Here is a 23,835-nt window from a genome sequence, read left to right as displayed (position 1 = left end):
CAGGTCCGCCACCGCCGGTGCCACCGCCGGCGCGGCCGGAACGGCGGACGGGGCGACGGCCGCCGAGCCGCCGGCGAGACCCGCCCGGAAGTCCGCGGCCAAGACCGCCACCAGGTCCGCCGGCGAGGCCGCCGGGACCTCCGCCGAGACCGCCGCGCGGCCGGCCGCCAAGCGCGCCGCCGCCCGTCCCGCCCGCAAGACGACAGAGAGCGACACCGTGATCGGCCGCATCCCCGTGCTTGACGTGACCCCGCTCGTCGACGCCGGCCGGCGTCCGGCCAAGGCCGTGGAGGGGGAGCGCTTCCTGGTCTCCGCCACGGTGTTCCGCGAGGGCCACGACGCGGTCGGCGCCAACGTGGTGCTGCGCGACCCGCGCGGCCGCTCGGGCCCGTGGACGCCGATGCGCGAGCTGTCCGAGGGCAGCGACCGCTGGGGCGCGCACGTCACGCCGACCGTGCCGGGCCGCTGGTCGTACCTGGTGGAGGCGTGGTCCGACCCGGTGGCGACCTGGAAGAAGCACGCGGCGGTGAAGCTCCCGGCCGGGATCGACACCGCGCTGGTGCTGGAGGAGGGCGCGCAGCTGCTGGAGCGGGCCGCCGCCGGGGTGCCGAAGAAGGACGGCCGGGCCCAGGTGCTGGCGGCGGTGGACGCGCTGCGCGACACCGGCCTGCCGCCGCTGAGCCGCTACGCGGCGGCGCTCGGCCCGGAGGTGACGGCGCTGCTGGACCGGTACCCGCTGCGGGAGCTGGTTTCGGCCACTCGCTCGCAGCCGCTCCAGGTGGACCGCAAGCGGGCGCTGTTCGGCTCCTGGTACGAGTTCTTCCCGCGCTCGGAGGGCGCGGTGGTCGACCCCTCGGGCGTCGAGCCGCCGGTGTCGGGCACCTTCCGGACGGCCGCCGAGCGGCTGCCCGCGGTGGCCGCGATGGGCTTCGACGTGGTGTACCTGCCGCCGGTCCACCCGATCGGCCGGGCCCACCGCAAGGGCCCGGACAACGCGCTGACGGCCGGTCCGCGGGACGTCGGCTCGCCGTGGGCGATCGGCTCGCCGGAGGGCGGGCACGACGCGGTCCACCCGGACCTGGGCACCCTGGAGGACTTCGACCACTTCGTGGCGGAGGCGGGCGCGCTGGGCCTGGAGGTGGCGCTGGACTTCGCGCTGCAGTGCTCGCCGGACCACCCGTGGGTGCACAAGCACCCGGAGTGGTTCAGCCACCGCGCGGACGGCACCATCGCGTACGCGGAGAACCCGCCGAAGAAGTACCAGGACATCTATCCGGTCAACTTCGACCAGGACTTCGACGGGATCGTCCGCGAGACGGTGCGGGTCCTGCGGTTCTGGATGGCCCGCGGGGTGCGGATCTTCCGGGTCGACAACCCGCACACCAAGCCGGTGAACTTCTGGGAGAAGGTGCTCGCGGACATCGCCCGCACCGACCCGGACGTGCTGTTCCTGGCCGAGGCGTTCACCCGCCCGGCGATGATGCACACCCTGGGCAAGGTCGGCTTCCACCAGTCCTACACGTACTTCACCTGGCGCAATACCAAGGCCGAGCTGACCGAGTACCTGACCGAGCTGACCGGCGAGGCGGCCGCGTACATGCGGCCGAACTTCTTCGCCAACACCCCGGACATCCTGCCCGAGTACCTCCAGCACGGCGGCCCGGCCGCGTTCGCGGTGCGCGCGGTGCTGGCGGCGGCGCTCTCCCCGTCCTTCGGGGTGTACGCGGGCTTCGAGCTGTTCGAGAACGAGGCGGCGGCGCCCGGCTCGGAGGAGTACCTGCACTCGGAGAAGTACGAGCTGCGCCCGCGCGACTGGTCCCGGCAGGACTCGCTGGCGCCGCTGCTGACCGCGCTGAACCGGCTGCGCCGCCGCCACCCCGCGCTCCAGCAGCTGCGGGACCTGCGCTTCCACCCCGTGGACAACGACCGGATCATCGCGTTCTCCAAGACCGCCGTCACCGAGGACGGCCTGGAGGACCGGGTGATCTGCGTGGTCAACCTGGACCCGCACCACGTCCAGGAGGCCACGGTGACGCTCGACGCGCCGGGGCCGCTGACGGTGCACGACGAGCTGACCGGCGCCACCTACGCCTGGGGCCGTCACAACTACGTCCGGCTCGACCCCTCTTCCGGGCCGGCCCACCTCCTCACGGTTCGGAGGAACCCGCAGTGACAGTCAACGAGCCCGTCCCCGACACCTTCGCCGACACCCCCGCCCGGGACCGCGACCCCGAGTGGTTCAAACGCGCGGTCTTCTACGAAGTGCTGGTGCGTTCGTTCCAGGACAGCAACGGCGACGGCATCGGCGACCTCAAGGGACTCACCTCGCGGCTCGACTACCTCCAGTGGCTGGGGGTGGACTGCCTCTGGCTGCCCCCGTTCATGAACTCCCCCCTGCGGGACGGCGGTTACGACGTCTCGGACTACCAGTCGGTGCTCCCCGAGTTCGGCAACCTGGCCGACTTCGTGGAGTTCGTGGACGCGGCGCACCTGCGCGGCATGCGGGTGATCATCGACTTCGTGGTCAACCACACCAGCGACCAGCACGCGTGGTTCCAGGCGTCCCGCAGCGACCCGGACGGCCCGTACGGCGACTTCTACATGTGGGCCGACGACGACAAGCAGTACCCGGACGCGCGGATCATCTTCGTCGACACCGAGTCCTCGAACTGGACCTTCGACCCGGTCCGCAAGCAGTACTACTGGCACCGCTTCTTCAGCCACCAGCCGGACCTGAACTACGACAACCCGCGGGTGCAGGAGGAGGTGATGGCGGCGCTGAAGTTCTGGCTCGACCTCGGCATCGACGGCTTCCGGCTGGACGCGGTGCCGTACCTCTACGCCCGGGAGGGCACCAACTGCGAGAACCTGCCGGAGACCCACGACTTCCTGAAGCGGGTCCGCAAGGAGATCGACGCCAACTACCCGGACACCGTGCTGCTGGCGGAGGCCAACCAGTGGCCGGAGGACGTGGTCGACTACTTCGGCGACTTCGGCTCCGGCGGCGACGAGTGCCACATGGCGTTCCACTTCCCGGTGATGCCGCGGATCTTCATGGCGGTCCGCCGGGAGTCCCGCTACCCGGTCTCCGAGATCCTGGCGAAGACCCCGGAGATCCCCTCGGGCTGCCAGTGGGGCATCTTCCTGCGCAACCACGACGAGCTGACCCTGGAGATGGTCACCGACGAGGAGCGCGACTACATGTACGCGGAGTACGCGAAGGACCCGCGGATGCGGGCCAACGTGGGCATCCGCCGCCGGCTCTCCCCGCTGCTGGAGAACGACAGCAACCAGGTCGAGCTGTTCACCGCGCTGCTGCTCTCGCTGCCCGGCTCGCCGGTGCTGTACTACGGCGACGAGATCGGCATGGGCGACAACATCTGGCTGGGCGACCGGGACGGCGTCCGCACCCCGATGCAGTGGACGCCGGACCGCAATGCGGGTTTCTCATCGGCGGACCCGGGCAGGCTCAGTCTGCCGCCCATCATGGACCCGGTGTACGGCTTTCAGGTGACCAACGTCGAGGCGCAGCAGAGTAGTTCGAGTTCGCTGCTGCACTGGACGCGTCGCATGATCGAGATCCGCAAGCTCAACCCCGCGTTCGGCCTCGGCAGCTACACCGAGCTGCCCTCCAGCAATCCCGCGGTGCTGGCCTTCGTGCGCGAGTACGAGGGCGACCTGGTCATGTGCGTGAACAACTTCTCGCGGTTCGCGCAGCCGACCGAACTGGACCTGCGGCAGTACGGGGGGCGGTACCCGGTCGAGCTGATCGGCGGCGTGCGCTTCCCCACCATCGGCGAGTGGCCGTACCTGCTGACGCTGGCCGGCCACGGGTTCTACTGGTTCCAACTGCGCCAGGACCGGACGAAGCCGTCCGGGTCCCGGTAGCGGCCGGAACGCCGCAGCACGTCCAAGAAGTAACGATCCCTCAGGCCCCGAACGGGACGTCACCCTCCGCGGGCGCGCGGGAATCCCCGCGCGCCCCCGGGGGTCTTCGCACCACCGCGTACGGAGAACAGCCCAACGGCCACCCACACGAAGGCGTGACACCGAGCCGCTGCTCGCGTGCCGTCGCCGCCGCGCCGCCGAAATCCGGAAGACTGCTGGGCCCGGCCACGATTCGTCGGGCAGCCGCCCGCTTCCGGGGAAAGGGAGTCATGTCCGAACCCTCCCGTTCTCAAGCCCACGTGCACCGTGAGCCCTCCGACGCCGCCATGGGGCCGGTGGGAACGCGCACACCGGGGGTCCGGAGAACCGCCGCCGGAGTCGGCGAGCTGGTCCAGGCGGCCGTGCCGCTGATCGCCGAGTGGCTGCCCACCCAGCGCTGGTACGCCGGCAAGGGCCGGCCGATCGCCGCGCTCACCCCGGTGGTCGGCACCCCGCTCCAGGTCGGCGACCCGGCCCTGCTGCACCTGCTGGTGCGGGTCGAGTACGGCGGTGCCTCCGCCGGCCCGGAGGACGTCTACCAGCTGCTGCTGGGCATCCGCTCGGAGCAGCCCGCCTCGGTCGGCCCGATGGCGGTGCTGGGCCGGCTGACGGGCGGCACCTACGACGGGGCGACGCTCTACGACGCGGTGCACGACCCGGAGCTGACCGGCCGGCTGCTGGAGCACCTGGCGACCGGCGACCGGTTCGGCTCGCTGTCGTTCCGCCGCACCCCCGGCCCGGGCCTGCCGGGCAACCTGCCGGGGCGGGCGTCCACCGCCGAGCAGTCCAACTCCTCGGTGATCTACGACACCGAGTTCATCCTCAAGCTGTTCCGCCGGATCAGCCCGGGCACCAACCCCGACCTGGAACTCTCGCTGGCGCTGTCCCGGGCCGGGTCGACCCGCATCCCGCGGGTCGCCGCCTGGTTCGAGTGCCGGCTGGAGCGCTCCGAGCCCGCCACCCTGGGCCTGCTCCAGCGCTACCTGGCGGACGCCGAGGACGGCTGGGAGCTGGCCCTCGACCAGGTCGCCCGGCTCAAGGGCGACCCCTCGCCGGGCAACTTCGCGATCGAGGCGCACCGGCTGGGCCGGGCCACCGCCGAGGTGCACCGGGTGCTGGCCCGCAGCATGCCGACCGCCCGGCTGGACCGGACGAAGATCGCCGAGCTGGCCGACGCGATGGCCGCCCGGCTGGACTCCGCGGTCACCGCCGTGCCCGGCCTGATGCGCTACCGCCCCGCGCTGCGCGCCGCGTTCCAGCAGCTCACCGAGGCCCACCTGGACGGCCTGCTGGTCCAGCGGATCCACGGCGACCTGCACCTGGGCCAGGCGATGCGCACCCCGCAGGGCTGGGTGCTGCTGGACTTCGAGGGCGAGCCGGCCAAGCCGCTGGCCGAGCGCCGCCTCCCGCAGCCCGCGCTGCGGGACGTCGCCGCGATGCTCCGCTCCTTCGACTACGCGGCCGCCCACCTGCTGGCCGGCGCCCCCGGCCAGGACCCGGAGCTGGCCCTGCTCGCCTCGGCCTGGGCCGCCCGCAACCGGGCCGCGTACTGCGCGGGCTACACCGCGGGCGGCGGCGTCGACCCGGCCGGCACCCCGGAGCTGATGCGGGCGCTGGAGATCGACAAGGCGGTCTACGAGGTGGTGTACGAGGCCCGGCACCGGCCGAGCTGGCTGCCCATCCCGCTGGCCGCGATCAACCGCCTGGCGGACTCCGTCTGACCCGGGCCCGGCCGCCCGCCCGGCGGCCGGGCCGCCGCGCGCCCGCGCGCCACCCGTACGACCGGCGCGGCCCGTACGACCCGTGCCACCCGTCCCTCCCCGACAGCTCCCCGCGTCCCCCGCGTCCCCCGCGCAAGGCACCCCGATCCTGGAGGATTCCGCCGTGACCCCGCTCGGTCCGCTCGACCCGTCCGCCGACCGCCCCCCGGCCGTCCCGGCCACGTTCCGCAGCGGTCCGCGCAGCAAGGCCACCGCCGGGCGGCCCGCTGCGAAGCCCGCCGCGAAGGCCCCCGCCGCGAAGACCCCGGCCGCGGCCCCGGCGAAGTCCACCGCGGCGAAGCCGGCCGGGCGGGCGGGCGCGGCGGACTCCGCCGCGGCCCGGCCGCCGGCCGCCGGGGGCGCGCTGCGGCTGCCGGAGGCCCCGCTGCCGCCGGCCGAGGTGGAGCGGCTGGTCTCCGGCGCGCACCACGACCCGCACGCGCTGCTGGGCGCGCACGAGGTGCCGACGGGCACCGCGATCCGGGTGCTGCGGCCGTTCGCGGAGCGGGTGGTGGTGGAGACCGAGCTGGGCCCGGCGGAGCTGACCCACCAGCAGGGCGGCCTGTTCACCGGCCTGCTGACCGGGCAGAGCTTCCCGCGCTACACCCTGCGGGTGACGTACCCGGGCGGCGAGCCGCTGGCCCAGGAGGACGGCTACCGGTTCGCCCCGACGCTGGGCGAGCTGGACCTGCACCTGATCCGGGAGGGCCGGCACGAGCAGCTGTGGCAGGCGCTGGGCTCGCACCCGCGCACGGTCGACGGGGTGGCCGGCACGGCGTTCGCGGTCTGGGCGCCGAACGCGGTCGGGGTGCGGGTGATCGGCTCGTTCAACCACTGGGACGGCACCGCGCACCCGATGCGCTCGCTGGGCTCCTCGGGCGTGTGGGAGGTGTTCCTGCCGGGGGTCGGCGAGGGCGAGTGCTACAAGTACCAGATCCTCACCCGGCAGGGGCACCGGCTGGAGAAGGCCGACCCGCTGGCCCGGGCCACCCAGTGCCCGCCGGACACCGCCTCGGTGGTGACCGTCTCCCGGCACGAGTGGCAGGACGCCGACTGGATGGCGCGGCGCGCCCGCACCGTGCACCACCGCGCCCCGATGTCCGTCTACGAGCTGCACCTGGCGTCCTGGCGGCCGGAGCTGACGTCCTACCGGGAGATCGCCGAGGTGCTGCCCGGCTACCTGAACGAACTCGGCTTCACCCACGTCGAGTTCATGCCGGTGATGGAGCACCCGTTCGGCGGCTCCTGGGGCTACCAGGTCTCCGGCTTCTACGCCCCGACCGCCCGGCTCGGCACCCCGGACGACTTCCGGCACCTGGTCGACACCCTGCACCGGCACGGCATCGGCGTGCTGGTCGACTGGGTGCCCGCGCACTTCCCCAAGGACGGCTTCGCGCTGGCCCGGTTCGACGGCGAGCCGCTGTACGAGCCGGCCGACCCGCTGCGCGCCGAGCACCCGGACTGGGGGACGCTGGAGTTCGACTACGGCCGCACCGAGGTGCGCAACTTCCTGGTCGCCAACGCGGTGTACTGGTGCGAGGAGTTCCACGTCGACGGCCTGCGGGTGGACGCGGTGGCCTCGATGCTCTACCTGGACTACTCCCGGGAGGGCGGCGCCTGGACGCCCAACCAGTACGGCGGCCGGGAGAACCTGGACGCGGCCTCCTTCCTGCAGGAGATGAACGCCACCGTCTACCGGCGCTGCCCGGGCGTGCTGACGGTCGCCGAGGAGTCCACCGCCTGGGAGGGGGTGACCCGGCCGACCGACAGCGGCGGGCTGGGCTTCGGCCTGAAGTGGAACATGGGCTGGATGCACGACTCGCTGGTGTACATCGCCAAGGAGCCGGTGCACCGCAAGTACCACCACAACGAGCTGACCTTCTCGATGGTCTACGCCTACTCGGAGAACTACGTCCTGCCGATCTCGCACGACGAGGTGGTGCACGGGAAGCAGTCGCTGGTCGCCAAGATGCCCGGCGACTGGTGGCAGCAGCGTGCCAACCACCGGGCCTACCTGGGCTTCATGTGGGCCCACCCGGGCAAGCAACTGCTGTTCATGGGGCAGGAGTTCGCCCAGGGCGCGGAGTGGGACCACGAGCACGGCCCGCAGTGGTGGGTGCTGGACGAGGGCTGGCCGGCGCACGCCGACCACCGCGGCGTGCAGCGCCTGGTCGGCGCGCTCAACCACGTCTACCGGGACACCCCGGCGCTGTACGAGCAGGACACCGTCCCGGCCGGGTTCGCCTGGCTGGACGGCGGGGCGGCCGAGGACAACGTGCTGTCCTTCGTCCGCTTCGCCGCCGACGGCAGCCCGCTGGTGGCGGTCTGCAACTTCTCCCCGGTGGTCCGGCACGGCTTCCGGGTCGGCCTGCCCCGGCTGGAGGGGGCCGAGCAGGTCTGGGAGGAGGTGCTCAACACCGACGCCGAGGAGTACGGCGGCAGCGGGGTGGGCAACTCCGGCCCGGTGAAGTCCGAGTCCGAGCCGTGGAACGCGCAGCCGCGCTCGGCCGAGCTGGTCCTGCCGCCGCTGGCCACCGTCTGGCTCCGCCCGGCCCGCTGAACCGCTCCGCCACCGCCGCGCGGCGCCCGACCCGTGCGGCGGTAGCGGCGGTGCCGCAGCAAGTCCCCCGTCCGGTACGACGGTATGGTCGGTACGACCGCAGCCTGGGACGACCGGACGGAGAGCTCCACCGTGGCGCGCAGCGTGTACGTGACCGGGATCGACCGGGGGGACGGCCGGCAGGCCGTGGAGCTCGGGGTCATGGAACTGCTCACCCGCCAGGTGGACCGGGTGGGGGTGTTCCGGCCGCTGGTGCACGCCCCCGACGGCGGCGGGGCGGGCAGTGACCACGTGGTGGAGCTGCTGCGCGGCAGGTACCGGCTGGACCTGCCGGTCGACGAGCTGTACGGGCTGACCTACGACGAGGCGGCGGCGCTGCAGGCGGCCAGCGGGCAGGACGAGCTGGTCTCGGCGCTGGTGGACCGGTTCCACCGGCTGGAGCGGCGCTGCCAGGCGGTGCTGGTGCTGGGCACCGACTTCTCGGAGACCAACATCCCGGACGAGCTGGCGTTCAACGCCCGGCTGGCGAACGAGTTCGGGGCGGGCGTGCTGCCGGTGGTCGGCGGCCGGCACGAGGACCCGCAGGCGGTGGTCGCGGAGGTGCGCAACGCGCACCGGGCCTACCGGGACCTGGGGTGCTCGATCCTGGCGATGGTGGCCAACCGGGTCCGGCCGGGGGCCAAGCAGCAGGTGCAGCGGACGCTGACCGAGAAGCTGCCGGTGCCGGTGTACGTGATCCCGGAGGAGCCGGCGCTGGCCGCGCCGACGGTGGCGCAGCTGGTGGAGGCGACCGGCGCGACGGTGCTGCTGGGCGACGCGGCGGGGCTCTCCCGGGACGTGCGGAACTTCGTGTTCGGCGGGGCGATGCTGCCGACCTTCCTGGACGCGCTGACCGAGGGCGCGCTGGTGGTGACCCCGGGCGACCGGGCGGACCTGGTGATCGGGTCGCTGGCGGCGCACGCGGCGGGCTCCCCGCCGATCGCGGGCGTGCTGCTGACGCTCGGCCAGCACCCGGGCCCGAACGTGATGGCGCTGGCCTCCCGGCTGGCCCCGGGCACCCCGGTGGCGGAGGTGTCGGAGGGCTCCTGGCTGACCGCGGCGGCGCTCACCCACCTGGAGGGCCGGATCGGGCCGAGCAGCCCGCGGAAGGCCGAGATCGCCCTCGGTCTGTTCGAACTGCACGTGGACACGGCCGAGTTGACCAGCCGGATCGAGCTGAGCCGGTCCGAGCGGGTGACCCCGATGATGTTCGAGCACGCGCTGCTGGAGCGGGCCCGCGCGGACCGCCGGCACATCGTGCTGCCGGAGGGCACCGAGGACCGGGTGCTGCGCGCCGCCGAGGTGCTGCTGCGCCGCAACATCTGCGACCTGACCCTGCTCGGCGACCCGGACGCGGTGCACCGCCGGCTGGCCGCGCTGGGCATCGAGTTTCCGCAGGCCGGCGACGCGGGCGCGCAGGCCCGGATCGTCGACCCGGCGGCCAGCCCGCTGCGCCAGCAGTTCGCCGAGCTGTACGCGAAGGCCCGGGCGCACAAGGGCATGACGGTGGAGCGGGCGCTGGACGTGGTCGCCGACGTCTCGTACTTCGGCACCCTGATGGTGCAGGAGGGCATCGCGGACGGCATGGTCTCCGGCGCGGTGCACTCGACCGCGGCGACCATCCGGCCGGCCTTCGAGGTGATCAAGACCTCGCCGGGCGCGGCGATCGTCTCCTCGGTGTTCTTCATGTGCCTGGCCGACAAGGTGCTGGTGTACGGCGACTGCGCGGTCAACCCGGACCCGGACGCCCGGCAGCTGGCCGACATCGCGATCCAGTCGGCGGAGACCGCCGCCCAGTTCGGGGTGGAGCCGCGGGTGGCGATGCTGTCGTACTCGACCGGCACCTCGGGCTCCGGCGCGGACGTGGACAAGGTCCGCAGGGCCACCGAGCTGGTCCGCGAGCAGCGCCCGGACCTGCTGGTGGAGGGCCCGATCCAGTACGACGCGGCGGTGGACGCGCACGTCGCGGCGACCAAGCTGCCGGGCTCGGCGGTGGCCGGGCGGGCCACCGTGCTGATCTTCCCGGACCTGAACACCGGCAACAACACCTACAAGGCGGTGCAGCGCTCGGCCGGGGCGATCGCGGTCGGCCCGGTGCTCCAGGGCCTGAACAAGCCGGTGAACGACCTGTCCCGGGGCGCCCTGGTGGAGGACATCGTGAACACCGTGGCGATCACCGCCATCCAGTCCCAGCCCGTCGAGGACTCCCCCGCAGGAGGCGCGCAGTGACCGCCGGTACCCGTGTCCTGGTGCTGAACGCCGGGTCGTCCTCGCTGAAGTACCAGCTGATCGACATGCTGGACGGCTCGAAGCTGGCCTCCGGCCTGGTGGAGCGGATCGGCGAGGAGGGCGGCCGGCTGCTGCACCTGCCGCCGGCCGGGGAGCCGCGCGAGACGGTGCGGCGCTTCGCCGGGCACGACGTGGCGCTGGAGGCGGTGGCCGGGGAGCTGGCCGCGGACCTGATGGGCCTGGACTCGCCGGAGCTGGCGGCGATCGGCCACCGGGTGGTGCACGGCGGGCTGCGCTTCACCCGGCCGACCCTGGTCACCGACGCGGTGCTGGCCGAGATCCGCCGGCTGATCCCGGTCGCGCCGCTGCACAACCCGGCGAACATCACCGGCATTGAGGTGGCCCGGGCGCTGCGCCCGGACCTGCCGCAGGTCGCGGTCTTCGACACCGCGTTCCACGCCACGCTGCCCGAGCACGCGGCCCGCTACGCGATCGACCGGGCCACCGCCGACGCGCACCGGGTGCGCCGCTACGGCTTCCACGGCACCTCGCACCGGTACGTCTCCCGGGCCACCGCCCGGCTGCTCGGCCGGGACCCGGCGGAGCTGAACGTGATCGTGCTGCACCTGGGCAACGGCGCCTCGGCCTCGGCGGTGGCGGGCGGGGTGTGCGTGGAGACCTCGATGGGCCTGACCCCGCTGGAGGGCCTGGTGATGGGCACCCGCTCGGGCGACGTGGACCCGGGCCTGGTGTTCCACCTGCACCGGGTGGGCGGGATGAGCATCGACGGGATCGACGACCTGCTGAACCGGCGCAGCGGCCTGCTGGGCCTGTGCGGGGACAACGACATGCGCGAGGTGGTGCGCCGGGCCCAGGAGGGCGAGGAGGACGCCAAGCTGGCGTTCGACTCGTACGTGCACCGGATCCGGCGCTACCTGGGCGGCTACTACGCGGTGCTGGGGCGGGTGGACGCGGTGGCGTTCACCGCGGGTGTCGGGGAGAACTCCGTCGAGGTGCGGGCCGCGGTCTGTGCCAACCTGGAGGAGCTGGGCATTTCGGTCGACCCGGAGCTGAACGCGGTGCGCTCGCGGGAGGCGCGGACGGTCTCGCCGTCCTACTCGCGGGTCACCGTCGCCGTGGTGCCGACCGACGAGGAGCTGGAGATCGCCCAGCAGACGTTCGCGCTGGTCCACGAGGTGTAGGCCCCGCGCGGGATGACTACCCGTCAGTATCCCACCCCTCGGAATGTTCGTTGGCGATATCTGACGGTACGAGCTGAATGTACCGATAACACGAACGGATAGACTGACGGATATGCGCCGAGCGAAAATTGTCTGCACCCTGGGTCCCGCGACGGACTCCTACGAACAGCTGAAGGCCATCGTCGAAGCGGGCATGAACGTCGCCCGCCTCAACATGAGCCACGGCTCCCACGCCGAGCACGAGGACCGGTACCGCCGCGTCCGCCAGGTCTCGGAGGACACCGGCCGCACCATCGGCGTGCTGGCCGACCTGCAGGGCCCCAAGATCCGTCTGGCGACCTTCGCCAACGGCCCGGTGACCGTTGACAACGGCGACACGTTCACCATCACCACCGAGGACGTCCCCGGTGACCAGCACATCTGCGGCACCACCTATAAGGGCCTGCCCGGCGACGTGAAGCCCGGCGACCCGGTCCTGATCAACGACGGCGTCATCGCCCTGGAGGTCGTCAGCGTCGACGGCCCGCGGGTGAAGACCGTCGTGGTCGAGGGCGGCGTGCTCTCCAACAACAAGGGCATCAACCTGCCCGGCGCGGCGGTCAACGTCCCCGCGCTGTCCGAGAAGGACAAGGACGACCTGCGCTTCGCCCTCCAGCTGGGCGTCGACATGGTCGCGCTGTCGTTCGTCCGCAACGCCGCGGACATCGACGACGTGCACAAGGTCATGGACGAGGTCGGCATTCGTGTGCCGGTCATCGCCAAGATCGAGAAGCCGCAGGCCGTCGAGGCCATGGAGGAGATCGTCCTCGCCTTCGACGCGATCATGGTGGCCCGCGGCGACCTCGCCGTCGAGTACCCGCTGGAGAAGGTGCCGCTGGTCCAGAAGCGGCTGGTCACCCTCGCCCGCCGCAACGCCAAGCCGGTCATCGTCGCCACCCAGATGATGGAGTCGATGATCCACGCCTCGCGCCCGACCCGCGCCGAGGTCTCCGACGTCGCCAACGCCATCCTGGACGGGGCGGACGCGGTCATGCTGTCCGCCGAGTCGAGCGTCGGCAAGTACCCGGTCGAGACCGTCCGGACCATGAGCCGGATCGCCGAGAAGGCCGAGGAGGAGCTGCTCTCGCAGGGCCTCCAACCGCTCAACCCGGGCCGCAAGCCGCGCACCCAGGGCGGCTCGGTCGCCCGCGCCGCGTGCGAGCTGGGCGACTTCCTGGACGGCAGGGCGCTGGTCGCGTTCACCAAGTCCGGTGACACCGCGCGCCGGCTCTCCCGCTACCGCTCGCCGATCCCGGTGATCGCCTTCACCCCGGACGTCGCCACCCGCAACCAGCTCTCGCTGAGCTGGGGCGTCGAGGCGTACGTCTCGGAGCAGGTGGCCACCACCGACGAGATGGTCGAGCAGCTCGACCGCGAGCTGCTCAAGATGGGCCGCCTCGCCGAGGGCGACACCGTGATCGTCACGGCCGGCGTGCCGGTCGGCATCCCGGGCACCACCAACATGGTCCAGGTGCACCACCTGGGCGCCCGCTCGGAGAGCTGAGCACCCCGCGCGAACGCCGCAGGGGCGGGACCCGAGGACCGGGTCCCGCCCCTGCGGCGTTCCGTGGCGGCCGGTCAGCCGTCGTACGGCTCCTTGTCGTTGAACAGCCGCATGCCGGGGATGGTCAGGTCGCCGCCGAACTGGCCCGCCTGCACCGCCTTGGCGTTGGTCAGCGTCAGGTCCAGCGGGATCGGCACCGCGCCCAGCAGGTCCCACAGCCACTTCGGCAGGGTGTCCGGGGTGAGCGTGATCTGGCCCAGGTCGATCGGGATCGGCAGGCCGTAGACCGCCGCCAGGTTGCCCGACAGGCTCTCCACGTACATGGTGATCGGCCCGTTGCGCATGGTCGAGGTCGACCCCTCGCGGCTCTTCACGTGGAAGGTCAGGCCGGGGATCTGGATGGTCGACATGTCGAGGTTCTCGATGTCGACGCTGGCCGTGGTGAACTTCAGCACCCGCTTGGTGCCGCTCTCCGTGGTGACGTCGTAGACGCCGTTGAACACCGAGCCGTGCAGGGCCAGCCGGGTGGAGTGCAGCACCCAGTTCTGGTCCGGCACCACGTGGCCGGAGGGGGCCGCCTTCGCGGCCAGGCCCTTGGTGCTGACCAGGCAGTTCGGGTCCGCCGAGGCCGAGGCGGACGGCGAGGGCGAGGACGAGGACGAGGGCGCGGCGCTGCCCTTGGGCGCGGTGCCGCCGGAGGCGGTGGGCTTCGGGGCGGTGGAGCCGCTCGCGGCCGGGGCGGCGGGCGCCGACGGGGCGGCGGGCGTCCCGGCGGCGCGGGGGGCGCCGGACGGGGCCGGGGTGGCCGCGGGGGCGGTCGGCGCGGCGGTGGTGGGCCGCGCGGTCGGCGAGGGCGTCGGGGACGGGGAGGCGCTCGCGCCCGGGTGGATCAGGTCGTTCCACCAGTCGTCGATCACCCCGGCCTGCCGGACCCCGCCGGGGGCGGCGTCCGCCTTCGGCACGGTGTACACGGCGGACTGCGCCGTCGCGGGGCCGGCCTGGCCGGTGAAGACCGCCGGCACCGCGGCGGCGCTGCCCGCCGGGGCCTGCCCGGCGGTCGCGGCCCGGCTCACCGAGGAGTCCGGCAGCACCTTGATCTCGCTCTTCGGGACGGGCGTCTCCTTCAGCACCGTGTCCGGGGCGCAGGCGCCGCTCTGCTGCGGGTCGGCGGCGGCCAGCGTCGGCGCGTAGGCCGCGCCGACCAGCAGCGCGGTCGGCACGGCGGCGATCGCCAGCGCCCGTCCGCGCAGCCGGGAGCGGACCCCCTCCCGGGGGACCGCGTGCCGGGGGCCGGGGACGGTCGGCTGCTCGGGTCCGGTCACCGCTGCTCCTCTCCGGCGGGCGCCTGCGGGACGGGCCCGTGCTCCAACGGCCGCTCGGCGGCGGCCTGGGCGGGCAGCTGCGCGGCGGGGGCCGGCTGCGGGGCCGCGGCGAACTCCGCGGTGGACCCGGCGGCCGGGTCGGCGACCGGCTCCGGCAGCGGCGCCCAGGAGACCAGCAGGCCGCCGGCGATCAGGCCGGGCACCAGGCCCATGCCGAAGCCGCCGAGGTTGGAGACCGGGACGGAGATCAGCGCCAGGATGGTGGTCGCCACCCCGCAGAAGATCCGCACCACGGGCTGGAACCAGGCGGTCAGCCCGAGCGAGATCATGAGCAGGCCGATGATCATCGATCCGGCGCCGGCGGTGGTGGCCATCGCCACCGTCAGGCCGCCCAGGCTGAGGTGGGCGTAGGGGAAGTACAGGATCGGCACGCCGGCGATCATCGCGAGCAGCCCGCCCCAGAACGGCCGGGTGCGCCGCCACGCGCGGAACCCCCGCCGGGTGCGGCCGACCGGGCCGACCGGGTTCTCGGGCCAGGCCTCGACGGTTGCGCTGGACATGGTGCGACTCCTCGATGGTGGGTCCGAGGGGGAAGACGGGTGGTCCCGGGTGCGCCGGGGTGCGGTGCGAGGGGGCGGCGCGGCCGCCCCCTCGCACCGGTGGTCCGCCGTCGGGCCCGGCGGGCGGGCCCTCAGGTGCGGACTAGTAGCACTCGACGCCCGCGCCGGAGCCCTTGTTGATGTTCAGCTTCAGGCCGTTGAGCGTGAAGGTGCCGGCCGAGGTGGCCCACGCGGTCTGCTGGACGTGCTGCAGGTGCGCGGAGTCGGCGGCCTGGGCGAAGCCCTGGGCGCCGGTCGGCAGGGTGCCGCCGTCGTCCTGGAGCTTCTTGACGGCGGAGCCCTTGAGGGTGCCGGCGTCCTGGCCGATGTTGATGTTCTTGAACTCGGCGTCCGCGTTCAGCTGGTTGAGGTCGATCAGCAGCTGCTGGGCGTCGACCTGCTTCGCCTTGTCGTCGCTCTGGCCGGCGTTGAGGACCAGGGTCCACTTGCCGAGCGGGCCGAGGTCGGTGACGACCGACTGGCACAGGTTCTTCAGCGTCGCGTGGTCGAAGGCGGAGACCGCGACCGGGTGCGGGGTGCCGTTCTTCTCGACGTCCACGCCGCCGAACTGGGAGAAGCCCTCGCCCTGGAGGTCGTCGACGGTGACCTTGAACTGCTGGCCGGAGACCGAGAACGAGGCCGCGAGGGCGGAGTTGGCCAGCGAGACGCCGATCGCGGCGGTGGCCGCGATGCTGGGCACCATCACCAGGGCGAAGCGCTTCCAGCGGGTCTTGCCGTAGGACTGGGACATGCGTGGTCCTCCTTCTAGGACGTACATCTCCGGTCGTTCCGGTGCGTCCCGCACGTGGTCCGGCCCGGGATGGGAGAGAGCTACGTCCTCGGTAGCGGAGAGCGCCTGCCGCCGTGGGGACGGCGCGGGCGATCACCCCCGAGCGACAACCAGGCGGCCGCGCGGGCCGCGCGGCCGTTTCGAGGCCAGGAACCGCTGCGTGGGATCCGCGGTTACCCCCCTGCCCTCACCCGGTGGGGACCCCTCGTCGCCGAGGGACCGGGCGTGGCCGATCGTTGTCCAAACCGGGGCAGAGCACAAGAGGTCCGTTACTGACGGGTAATCCAACAGTGAACGGGGTCGATCATGGAATCGAAGGCTCCGCAACGGAGTGTGACCGAAATCGCGGGTGCGTCCGATGTCAAACTGCTGAAACACTGCCGAAACACCCCGCCGCGGTCACGAGTCGTGACCGCGGCGGGGCGTTATCAAGATTTGGTAAACCTGGCCGGACTCCACCCGAAAGTCGTCAAATCGCCGACGACACCGCAGGTCACCCGAGGTGTCACCCGGTGCCGCCGGGACGCTCCCGGGTGCCCCGTCCGGGACGCCCGGTCAGCGCCCGGACGGGCCGCTCGGGCGGCTCGTCAGAACAGCACCCGGGCCAGCGCCTGGCGGGCCGCCACGGTGCGCGGGTCCTCCGAGCCGATCACCTCGAACAGCTCCAGCAGCCGCAGCCGCGCCGCGTCCCGGTCCTCGCCGAACGTCCGGGCGACGGTGTCGACCAGGCGCCCGAAGGCGTCCTCCACGTGTCCGCCGACCAGGTCCAGGTCGGCGGCCCGCAGCTGGGCCGGCACGTCCTTCGGGTCGGCCGCCGCGTCGGCGCGCACCTGCTGCGGGTCGAGCTCCTCCACCCGCTGCAGCAGCTGCGCCTGGGCCAGGCCCAGCTTGGCCTCGACGTGCCCGGGCCGGTCGCTCAGCACGTTCTGGTACGCCCGCACCGCGCCGGCCAGGTCGCCCCGGTCCAGCGCGTCGTGCGCGGCCTCCAGCGCCGGGTCGGCCGGCACCCGGGGCTCGGCCGCCGCGCCCTCGCCGCCGCCGGCGGCCCCGCCGACGATGCCGAAGCGCTGCTCGGCCACCGCGATCAGCTGGTCCAGGATCTTGCGGACGTTCGCCTCGTTCTCGGCGCCCTGGAACAGCGGCACCAGCTGGCCCGCCACCACCGCCATCACGGCCGGAATGCCCTGGATCCCGAACTGCTGGGCGATCTCCGGGTTGGCGTCCACGTCGATCTTGGCGAGCACGATCCGGCCGGCGTACTCCTCGGCGAGGCGCTCCAGCACCGGACTGAGCTGCTTGCACGGGCCGCACCACTCGGCCCAGAAGTCCACCACCACCGGGACCTCGGCCGAGCGCTGGACCACCTCGGACTCGAAGGTCTCCTCGGTGACGTCCAGGACCAGGGGGTAGTCCGCGAGCGCCGGGCCGTCGCCCGCCGCCGCCTGCCGGGCCCGCTCGGCCCGGGTCTGCTCCGCCTTCTGGGCGGCCTCTCCGGCCGCCTTCACCGCGGCGAGGTCCACCGCACCGCGGAGGGCGGAGCTGTTGAGACGCGAATTCCGTGACTGCATGGCCCTATCCTCCCCCGTCGGAGCCGGTGCCGGGTGCCATCCACCCGGAAAAGACCGGAGCGGGCCGCCCGCCTCCCCGGCGGGGCCCGGACCGTTCGACGCGGGTCCCCACCCGCGTCGGGCGCCCGCCCGATCCCGGGGCGGGGCGCGATGGTCGTCGCTCTTTCGCTACTGGTCGTAGCGTATCTGCCCCCCGGGCTCCCCCCGCAAGCCCCCCGCACCCTCCCGGAGCGTGAGCTGTCCCACTTTCCGGTCCGGGGCGGGTGCCGGTCGACGCGGCATGTCGCTACCGTGGAAGCAACAAGTTACTTCTGAGTAAACAAGCCAGGAGGCGCGGTGGCCCCCACCACCCGGCAGCCCGCCGAGCACCAGGACCCGCCCGCCCCGGACGCCGCACCCGTCGAGGACGCCCCGCCCGGCGCGCCGCCCGCCCGCGGCAAGGGCCGCCCCCGCAGCGCCGCCGCCGACCAGGCCATCCTCGACGCCACCCGCGAGGCGCTCGCCGAACTCGGCTGGGGCGGGCTCACCATGGGCGACGTCGCCCTGCGGGCCGGCGTGGCCAAGACCACCCTCTACCGGCGCTGGCCGTCCAAGAGCGAACTCGTCGTCGACGCCATCGCCAGCCTCTTCGACCAGCTGGAGTGCGCCGACCGCGGCAGCCTCCAGGCCGACATCGAGGCCGTGGTCGCCCGCTTCGCCGAACTGCTCAGCCTCCCCGAGACCCAGGCCGCGCTGCTCGCCCTGTTCGCCGAGGGCACCCGCGACCCGCAGCTGCGCCGGCGGATCCGGGAGCGGATCGTCCAGCCGCAGAAGGTCCTGGTCGAACTCGGCCGGGCCAACGCCCAGGCCCGCGGCGAGATGGACCCGGACCGGGACCGGGCCGCCGCCGACGAGGAGATCGACATCATCTTCGACACCATCGCCGGCACCGTCGAGCACCGGCTGCTGGTGAGCGGCGAACCCGTCACCCCGGACTGGATCCGCCGCTTCACCACCCTACTGCTGGGCCCCTTCCCGGGGCTGCTGCGCTGATCCGGGCTCAGCCGTCGAGGCCGGCGGGCCCGTCAGGGCCGTCCGGGCCGGTCAGGCCGGTCAGGTCCAGCGCCGCCAGCCGCTCCGGGTCGGCCAGCACGTCGATCCGCGCGACCAGGCCGTCCACCACGGTGAACGCCATCACCGAGACCGGCGCGCCGTCCACCACCGTCAGCACCCCGTGGGCGCCGTTCACCAGCACCGGGCGGCCGAACGGCAGCAGGTGCCGGAAGCCCTGCGCCGAGGAGGCGATCGCCCGGCTGCCGCGGAGCACCTTGCTGAGCGCCGCCATCGCGGTGCCGCCGTCCGCCCGCAGCACCGCGTCCGGGGCCAGCACCGCCACCAGGGCCTCGAAGTCGCCGTCCCGGGAGGCCGCCCGGAACGCCTCCACCGCGGCCCGCTGGGCCGCCGGGTCGCGGTCCGGCTCCGGGGCGCCCTCACGCACTCGCCGGCGGGCCCGGCTCACCGCCTGCCGCACCGCCGCCGGAGACTTGTCCAGCAGCGGCGCGATCTCCTCGAACGGCACCGCGAACAGGTCGTGCAGCACGAACCCGAGCCGCTCGGCCGGGCCGAGCGTGCCCAGCACCACCTGGAGCGCGATCCCCACCCGGTCGCCCAGCAGCGCGGCCGCCTCCGGGTCGTCCCGCTCCGGCGCGGCCAGCACCGGGTCCGGCACCGAGGTGTCCAGCTCCTCCTCGCGCCGCCGCTCCCGGCCGCGCAGCTCGTTCAGGCAGACCCGGGAGGCGACGGTGGTCAGCCAGCCGCCCAGGTTCTCCACCTCCTCGGCGTGCCGGTCCAGCCGCAGCCAGGTCTCCTGCACCACGTCGTCGGCCTCGCCCAGTGACCCGAGCATCCGGTACGCCACCGCCCGCAGCCTGGGCCGGTGCTCCTCGAACCGCTCGGCGAGCCGCGCTCCCCCGGTCATCCGTCACTCCCCTTTCCCCGGGCCAGGATAGGGGCGCGGACGGACAGGCCTCCGGGGCGGCCGGGTGGTCGGGCGGGCGGTCGGGCAGGGCCTAGAAGCTGGCGTTCTCCCGGTAGGTGCCCCACTCCTCGCGCAGGGCGTGGCAGATCTCGCCGAGGGTGGCCTCGGCGCGGACGGCCCGGAGCATCGGCTCGATCATGTTGGCGCCGGAGCGGGCGGCGGCGAGCATCGCGTCGAGGCCGGCCCGGACGGCGTCCTCGTCGCGCCGCGCCTTGCGCTCGCGCAGGGCGCGGACCTGCTCGCGTTCGACCTCGTGGCTGACCCGGAGGATCTCCAGCTCGGGGGTGACGCTGCGGGGGTGGCAGTTGACGCCGACCACCCGCTTGTCGCCCTTCTCGACGCCCTGCTGGTAGCGGAAGGCGGCCTCGGCGATCTCGCCGGTGAACCAGCCCTCCTCGATGCCGCGCAGGATGCCGGAGGTCATCGGGCCGATCGGGTGCTCGGCGCCCTCCCGGCCGAGGCCGCCCTTGTCCAGGATCTGCTGGAAGATCGCCTCGGCCTGCCGCTCGATCCGGTCGGTGAGCGCCTCGACGTACCAGGAGCCGCCGAGCGGGTCGGCGACGTTGGTGACGCCGGTCTCCTCCATGATCACCTGCTGGGTGCGCAGGGCGATCTCGGCGGCCTGCTCGCTGGGGAGGGCGAGCGTCTCGTCGAGGGCGTTGGTGTGCAGCGAGTTGGTGCCGCCGAGGACGGCGGAGAGCGCCTCGACGGCGGTGCGGACCACGTTGTTGTAGGGCTGCTGGGCGGTGAGCGAGACGCCGGCGGTCTGGGTGTGGAAGCGCAGCCACTGCGCCTTGTCGGTCTTCGCGCCGAAGTGGTCGCGCATCCAGCGGGCCCAGATCCGGCGGGCGGCGCGGAACTTGGCGATCTCCTCGAAGAAGTCGAGGTGGGCGTCGAAGAAGAAGGACAGGCCGGGGGCGAAGACGTCCACGTCGAGGCCGCGGGAGAGGCCGAGCTCGACGTAGGCGAGGCCGTCGGCGAGGGTGTAGGCGAGCTCCTGGGCGGCCGTGGCCCCGGCCTCGCGGATGTGGTAGCCGGAGACGGAGAGCGGCTTGTAGGCGGGGATGCCGGCCGCGCAGTGCTCCATCAGGTCGCCGATCAGGCGCAGGTGGGGCTCGGGGGCGAAGAGCCACTCCTTCTGGGCGATGTACTCCTTGAAGATGTCGGTCTGGAGGGTGCCGTTGAGGACGGCGGGGTCGACGCCCTGGCGCTCGGCGGCGACCAGGTACATGCAGAAGACCGGGACGGCGGGGCCGCTGATGGTCATCGAGGTGGTGACCTCGCCGAGCGGGATGCCGCGGAACAGCACCTCCATGTCGGCGGCGGAGTCGATGGCGACGCCGCAGTGGCCGACCTCGCCGAGCGAGCGGGCGTCGTCGGAGTCGTAGCCCATCAGGGTCGGCATGTCGAAGGCGACGGAGAGGCCGCCGCCGCCGGAGTCGAGGATCATCCGGTAGCGCTCGTTGGTCTGCTCGGCGTTGCCGAAGCCGGCGAACTGGCGGATGGTCCAGGCCCGGCCGCGGTAGCCGGTGGGGTGCAGGCCGCGGGTGTAGGGGTACTCGCCGGGCCAGCCGATCCGCTCGAAGCCCTCGACCTCCCGGCCGGGCGGCGGGCCGTAGACCGGGGCGACCTCCTCGCCGCTCAGCGTGGTGAAGTCCGCGTCGCGCTTGCGCGCCCTGTCGTACCGCTGCTGCCAGCGCTGCCGTCCGGCCTCGATCTGCTCGGCGTCCATCGGCTCCGACTCCCGCTCCGTGCGGCCGCTCCGGTGGGGGCGGCGGAAGAACTGCTTGGATGTCCTAGTAATTTACTCGGACGTCCTAGTACCTGTCGACGGCCGGCCCCGGACACGCGGAGGGGCGCCCCTTCCGGCGGAAGGGGCGCCCCGGCAGAGCGCTGGTGCGGGCGCGGTCAGGCGGCGACCGGCTCCGGTGCGGCGACCAGCGGCGCGACCTCGCGGACGACCCGGCGCTCGACGAAGAACACGGCGGTGGGGACGGTGCCGGCCAGCAGGGTCCAGAGCAGCTTGCCCATCGGCCACTTGGCCTTGGTGCCCAGGTCGAAGGCGAACGCCAGGTAGACCACGTACAGCCAGCCGTGCGCGATGCCGACCGCGGCGGTGAAGCCGGACGCGCCCGAGACGTCGAGGACGTACTTGGCGATCACCCCGAGGGTGAGCAGGATCAGGAGCACACCGGTGACGTAGGCCATAACGCGGTAGCGGGTCAGCACACTCTGCTTCATGCAGTCGAGGGTAACCGCCCCTACGCGCCGTCCCGGTCGGGCCCCTCCCCGGCCGGGGCCTCGAAGTCGCCGGCGGCGATCCGCAGCGGGCGCAGCAGGTCGAACACCTCGCGGCAGGCGTCGGCGTCGTAGCCGTCCAGGCCGAACTCGACGGTGACGAGTTCGCGGGTGGCCTCCTCGACGACCCGGCGGCCGCGGTCGGTGATGGCGGCGAGGACGCCGCGGCCGTCGAGCGGGTTGGGGCGGCGGGTGACCAGGCCGGCCCGCTCCAGGCGGTCGACGGTGTTGGTGACGCTGGTGGGGTGGACCATCAGGCGCTCGCCGATCTTGGAGAGCGGGAGCTCGCCGGAGCGGCTGAAGGTGAGCAGCACCAGGGCCTCGTAGCGGGCGAAGGTGAGGCCGTAGGGCTTGACCACGGCGTCGACCCGGCCGAGCAGGATCTGGTGGGCGCGCATCACCGAGGTGATCGCCGCCATGGACGGCACCTTGCCCCAGCGGCGGGTCCAGAGCTCGTCGGCGCGGGCGATCGGGTCGAAGTCGAGGGCGAGGGGCTTGGGCACGCCCCCACCGTACCCGCGGGGCCGGGCGGGGGTAGCAGGTGTCCACGATGGTGGACAAGCCGCCCCACTTGGCGGGATCACGCCAAACAGACGAGAGCGGCCGGCCGACGGCCTTTTACCGTGCATATTCCGGCAATATTCAGTGATTGCACCGGAGTTGGGCCTTCGCGCAGTCCACGCGGCACGGTTCGCAGTGAAACATCCAATGTCCTGGGCTGTTCTTTTCCCGGGCGCTGGCGAGAGTTTGCCAATAGTTGCCGAACGGCTGTTCCCGGCCGCCGCCGCGTCGTCATGCTTCTGGCCAGCCCCGTTCGACACCCGCCGGCCCACCCCACCGGCGGATGTCGCCTGACCGCACGGAGCTGCACGTCAGCACCCGTTCCGCCCCAGCAGGCACTGACCCCGGTGCCCCGGGACGAGGTGTGACCGCGCACACGCGGTTGATCCGGAAGGAACCCGTACGTGAAGCGAAAGCTCGCTGTCGGCGCCGTTCTCTCTGCCTCGGCCCTGCTGGCCGGTGCGATCCAGGTGAGCGCCGGAATGGCGTACGCCGCCCCCAGTCCCGCCGCCCTGGGCCACGGCGACCAGCTCGCGCTGGCCGCCGCACAGGCGCCCGCCGCCGCCAAGGCCCTGGGCCTGGGCGCCCAGGAGAAGCTGGTCGTCAAGGACGCCGTCGTCGACGCCGACGGCACCCGTCACTTCCGTTACGAGCGCACCTACGACGGCCTGCCGGTGCTCGGCGGCGACCTGGTCGTGCACCAGGCCGCCAACGGCAAGGTGAAGTCCACCGACAAGGCCGTCCCCGGCAGCCTGGCCCCCGCCTCGCTCAGCCCGAAGCTGTCGGCCGGCCAGGCCGCCGCCAAGGCGACCGGCGCGGTGCAGGCCACCGTCGGCATCACCGCGGACGCCGACGAGGCCGCCCTCGCCTCGGTCTCCGGCGCGAGCGGCGACGCCCAGCTGGTGGTCTGGGCCGCCGACGGCGCCCCGCGGCTGGCCTACCGCACCACCGTGGAGGGCGTCCGGGCGGACGGCACCCCGAGCCACCAGGTGCTGGTCACCGACGCGGACAGCGGCGCGCTGCTCTCCAGCCACGAGCAGGTGCAGACCTCCAACGCGACCGGCACCGGCAACGGCGTCTTCGTCGGCAGCGTCTCGCTGACCACCACGCTGTCCGGCAGCACCTACACGCTGAAGGACGCCACCCGCGGCGGCCAGTACACCACCACCCTGGCCGGCAAGACCTCCGGCAAGGGCACCGTCTACTCCAAGACCAGCAACACCTGGGGCAGCGGCTCCGCCTCCAACGGCGAGTCCGCGGCCGTGGACGCCCAGTACGGCGCGGCCGTCACCTGGGACTTCTACAAGAACACCTTCGGCCGCAGCGGCATCCGCAACGACGGCGTCGGCGCGTACAGCCGGGTCCACTACGGCAGCAACTACGTCAACGCGTTCTGGGACGACAGCTGCTTCTGCATGAC

17 protein-coding genes are annotated in these 23,835 nt (G+C 73.2%); 9 read left to right on the top strand and 8 right to left on the bottom strand.

Translation table 11 applies throughout. From position 1 onward, the window contains the following. Positions 1 to 217 precede the first annotated feature (217 nt). The 7 genes from K353_RS26770 (at position 218) to pyk (ending at position 13,260) form a co-directional block, all read left to right on the top strand. A complete protein-coding gene (locus K353_RS26770; RefSeq protein ID WP_111556100.1) occupies positions 218 to 2,173 on the top strand; it encodes an alpha-1,4-glucan--maltose-1-phosphate maltosyltransferase in 1,956 nt (651 codons plus the stop codon). After that, positions 2,170 to 3,888: a maltose alpha-D-glucosyltransferase gene (treS, locus tag K353_RS26765; protein WP_111556099.1), complete on the top strand. Its 1,719-nt coding sequence runs from the start codon at positions 2,170 to 2,172 to the stop codon at positions 3,886 to 3,888. The genes K353_RS26770 and treS overlap by 4 nt, the downstream gene beginning before the upstream one ends. Positions 3,889 to 4,214: 326 nt before the next feature. Next, on the top strand, positions 4,215 to 5,648 hold the full coding sequence (locus K353_RS26760) for a maltokinase (protein WP_370447666.1): 1,434 nt from the start codon (positions 4,215 to 4,217) through the stop codon (positions 5,646 to 5,648). 163 nt (positions 5,649 to 5,811) lie between these two features. Beyond that, positions 5,812 to 8,247 carry a 1,4-alpha-glucan branching protein GlgB gene (glgB, locus tag K353_RS26755; protein ID WP_111556098.1) on the top strand — a complete coding sequence of 812 codons (2,436 nt, stop codon included), beginning with the start codon at positions 5,812 to 5,814 and terminating at the stop codon, positions 8,245 to 8,247. A 132-nt stretch (positions 8,248 to 8,379) separates the two neighbouring features. After that, the gene (gene pta / locus K353_RS26750) at positions 8,380 to 10,515 is read left to right on the top strand and encodes a phosphate acetyltransferase (protein WP_111556146.1); all 2,136 of its coding nucleotides are present in this window, start codon (positions 8,380 to 8,382) and stop codon (positions 10,513 to 10,515) included. Beyond that, complete coding sequence (locus K353_RS26745; RefSeq protein WP_111556097.1) at positions 10,512 to 11,717, top strand: acetate/propionate family kinase; 1,206 nt, start codon at positions 10,512 to 10,514, stop codon at positions 11,715 to 11,717. The genes pta and K353_RS26745 overlap by 4 nt, the downstream gene beginning before the upstream one ends. Before the next feature lie 112 nt (positions 11,718 to 11,829). Beyond that, on the top strand, positions 11,830 to 13,260 hold the full coding sequence (pyk, locus tag K353_RS26740) for a pyruvate kinase (protein ID WP_111556096.1): 1,431 nt from the start codon (positions 11,830 to 11,832) through the stop codon (positions 13,258 to 13,260). Positions 13,261 to 13,334: 74 nt separating this feature from the next. On the opposite strand, the gene K353_RS26735 is transcribed toward pyk, so the two are convergent. The 4 genes from K353_RS26735 to trxA all read right to left on the bottom strand — a co-directional run bounded on the left by K353_RS26735 (position 13,335) and on the right by trxA (position 17,539). Next, entirely contained in the window at positions 13,335 to 14,582 is a 1,248-nt protein-coding gene (locus K353_RS26735; protein ID WP_111556095.1) for a hypothetical protein, read from the bottom strand. Further along, the gene (locus K353_RS26730; RefSeq protein ID WP_111556094.1) at positions 14,579 to 15,142 is read right to left on the bottom strand and encodes a DUF6114 domain-containing protein; all 564 of its coding nucleotides are present in this window, start codon (positions 15,140 to 15,142) and stop codon (positions 14,579 to 14,581) included. The genes K353_RS26735 and K353_RS26730 overlap by 4 nt, the downstream gene beginning before the upstream one ends. A gap of 142 nt (positions 15,143 to 15,284) precedes the next feature. Then, positions 15,285 to 15,932 (bottom strand): DUF6230 family protein, encoded by a 648-nt coding sequence (locus K353_RS26725; protein WP_100836306.1) that lies wholly within the window; start codon positions 15,930 to 15,932, stop codon positions 15,285 to 15,287. A 626-nt stretch (positions 15,933 to 16,558) separates the two neighbouring features. Further along, positions 16,559 to 17,539, bottom strand: a complete 981-nt coding sequence (gene trxA, locus K353_RS26720) for a thioredoxin (RefSeq protein WP_111556093.1) — start codon at positions 17,537 to 17,539, stop codon at positions 16,559 to 16,561. A gap of 336 nt (positions 17,540 to 17,875) precedes the next feature. On the opposite strand from trxA, the gene K353_RS26715 reads away from it, so the two are divergent. Further along, a complete protein-coding gene (locus K353_RS26715) occupies positions 17,876 to 18,571 on the top strand; it encodes a TetR/AcrR family transcriptional regulator (RefSeq protein ID WP_199528256.1) in 696 nt (231 codons plus the stop codon). A gap of 7 nt (positions 18,572 to 18,578) precedes the next feature. Here K353_RS26715 and K353_RS26710 read toward each other — a convergent pair whose 3' ends face one another. From K353_RS26710 to K353_RS26695, 4 genes are all read right to left on the bottom strand, one after another. Then, entirely contained in the window at positions 18,579 to 19,496 is a 918-nt protein-coding gene (locus K353_RS26710; protein ID WP_111556092.1) for a sigma-70 family RNA polymerase sigma factor, read from the bottom strand. Positions 19,497 to 19,587: 91 nt separating this feature from the next. Next, on the bottom strand, positions 19,588 to 21,288 hold the full coding sequence (locus K353_RS26705; protein WP_111556091.1) for a methylmalonyl-CoA mutase: 1,701 nt from the start codon (positions 21,286 to 21,288) through the stop codon (positions 19,588 to 19,590). A gap of 176 nt (positions 21,289 to 21,464) precedes the next feature. After that, a complete protein-coding gene (locus K353_RS26700) occupies positions 21,465 to 21,797 on the bottom strand; it encodes a DUF3817 domain-containing protein (protein ID WP_111556090.1) in 333 nt (110 codons plus the stop codon). Between the two features lie 20 nt (positions 21,798 to 21,817). After that, positions 21,818 to 22,357: a MarR family winged helix-turn-helix transcriptional regulator gene (locus K353_RS26695; protein ID WP_100836312.1), complete on the bottom strand. Its 540-nt coding sequence runs from the start codon at positions 22,355 to 22,357 to the stop codon at positions 21,818 to 21,820. Positions 22,358 to 22,819: 462 nt separating this feature from the next. Here K353_RS26695 and K353_RS26690 point away from each other — a divergent pair. After that, positions 22,820 to 23,835: M4 family metallopeptidase (locus tag K353_RS26690; protein ID WP_370447663.1), on the top strand; the 1,016-nt coding region annotated here is incomplete at its 3' end.

The organism is Kitasatospora sp. SolWspMP-SS2h (genome assembly GCF_003259315.1).
In the GTDB taxonomy this organism is placed as follows: Bacteria; Actinomycetota; Actinomycetes; order Streptomycetales; family Streptomycetaceae; genus Kitasatospora; species Kitasatospora fiedleri.
Note: the sequence above shows the minus strand (reverse complement) of the source record. Positions and strands in the feature narration are given on the sequence as shown.

Bases quoted from the DNA above. Each gene is read 5' to 3' on its own strand.
- K353_RS26760 (WP_370447666.1), top strand. From the start codon at position 4,215: ATGGGGCCGGTGGGAACGCGCACACCGGGGGTCCGGAGAACCGCCGCC.
- pyk (WP_111556096.1), top strand. From the start codon at position 11,830: ATGCGCCGAGCGAAAATTGTCTGCACCCTGGGTCCCGCGACGGACTCC.
- K353_RS26730 (WP_111556094.1), bottom strand. From the start codon at position 15,142: ATGTCCAGCGCAACCGTCGAGGCCTGGCCCGAGAACCCGGTCGGCCCG.
- K353_RS26725 (WP_100836306.1), bottom strand. From the start codon at position 15,932: ATGTCCCAGTCCTACGGCAAGACCCGCTGGAAGCGCTTCGCCCTGGTG.
- trxA (WP_111556093.1), bottom strand. From the start codon at position 17,539: ATGCAGTCACGGAATTCGCGTCTCAACAGCTCCGCCCTCCGCGGTGCG.
- K353_RS26710 (WP_111556092.1), bottom strand. From the start codon at position 19,496: ATGACCGGGGGAGCGCGGCTCGCCGAGCGGTTCGAGGAGCACCGGCCC.
- K353_RS26705 (WP_111556091.1), bottom strand. From the start codon at position 21,288: ATGGACGCCGAGCAGATCGAGGCCGGACGGCAGCGCTGGCAGCAGCGG.
- K353_RS26700 (WP_111556090.1), bottom strand. From the start codon at position 21,797: ATGAAGCAGAGTGTGCTGACCCGCTACCGCGTTATGGCCTACGTCACC.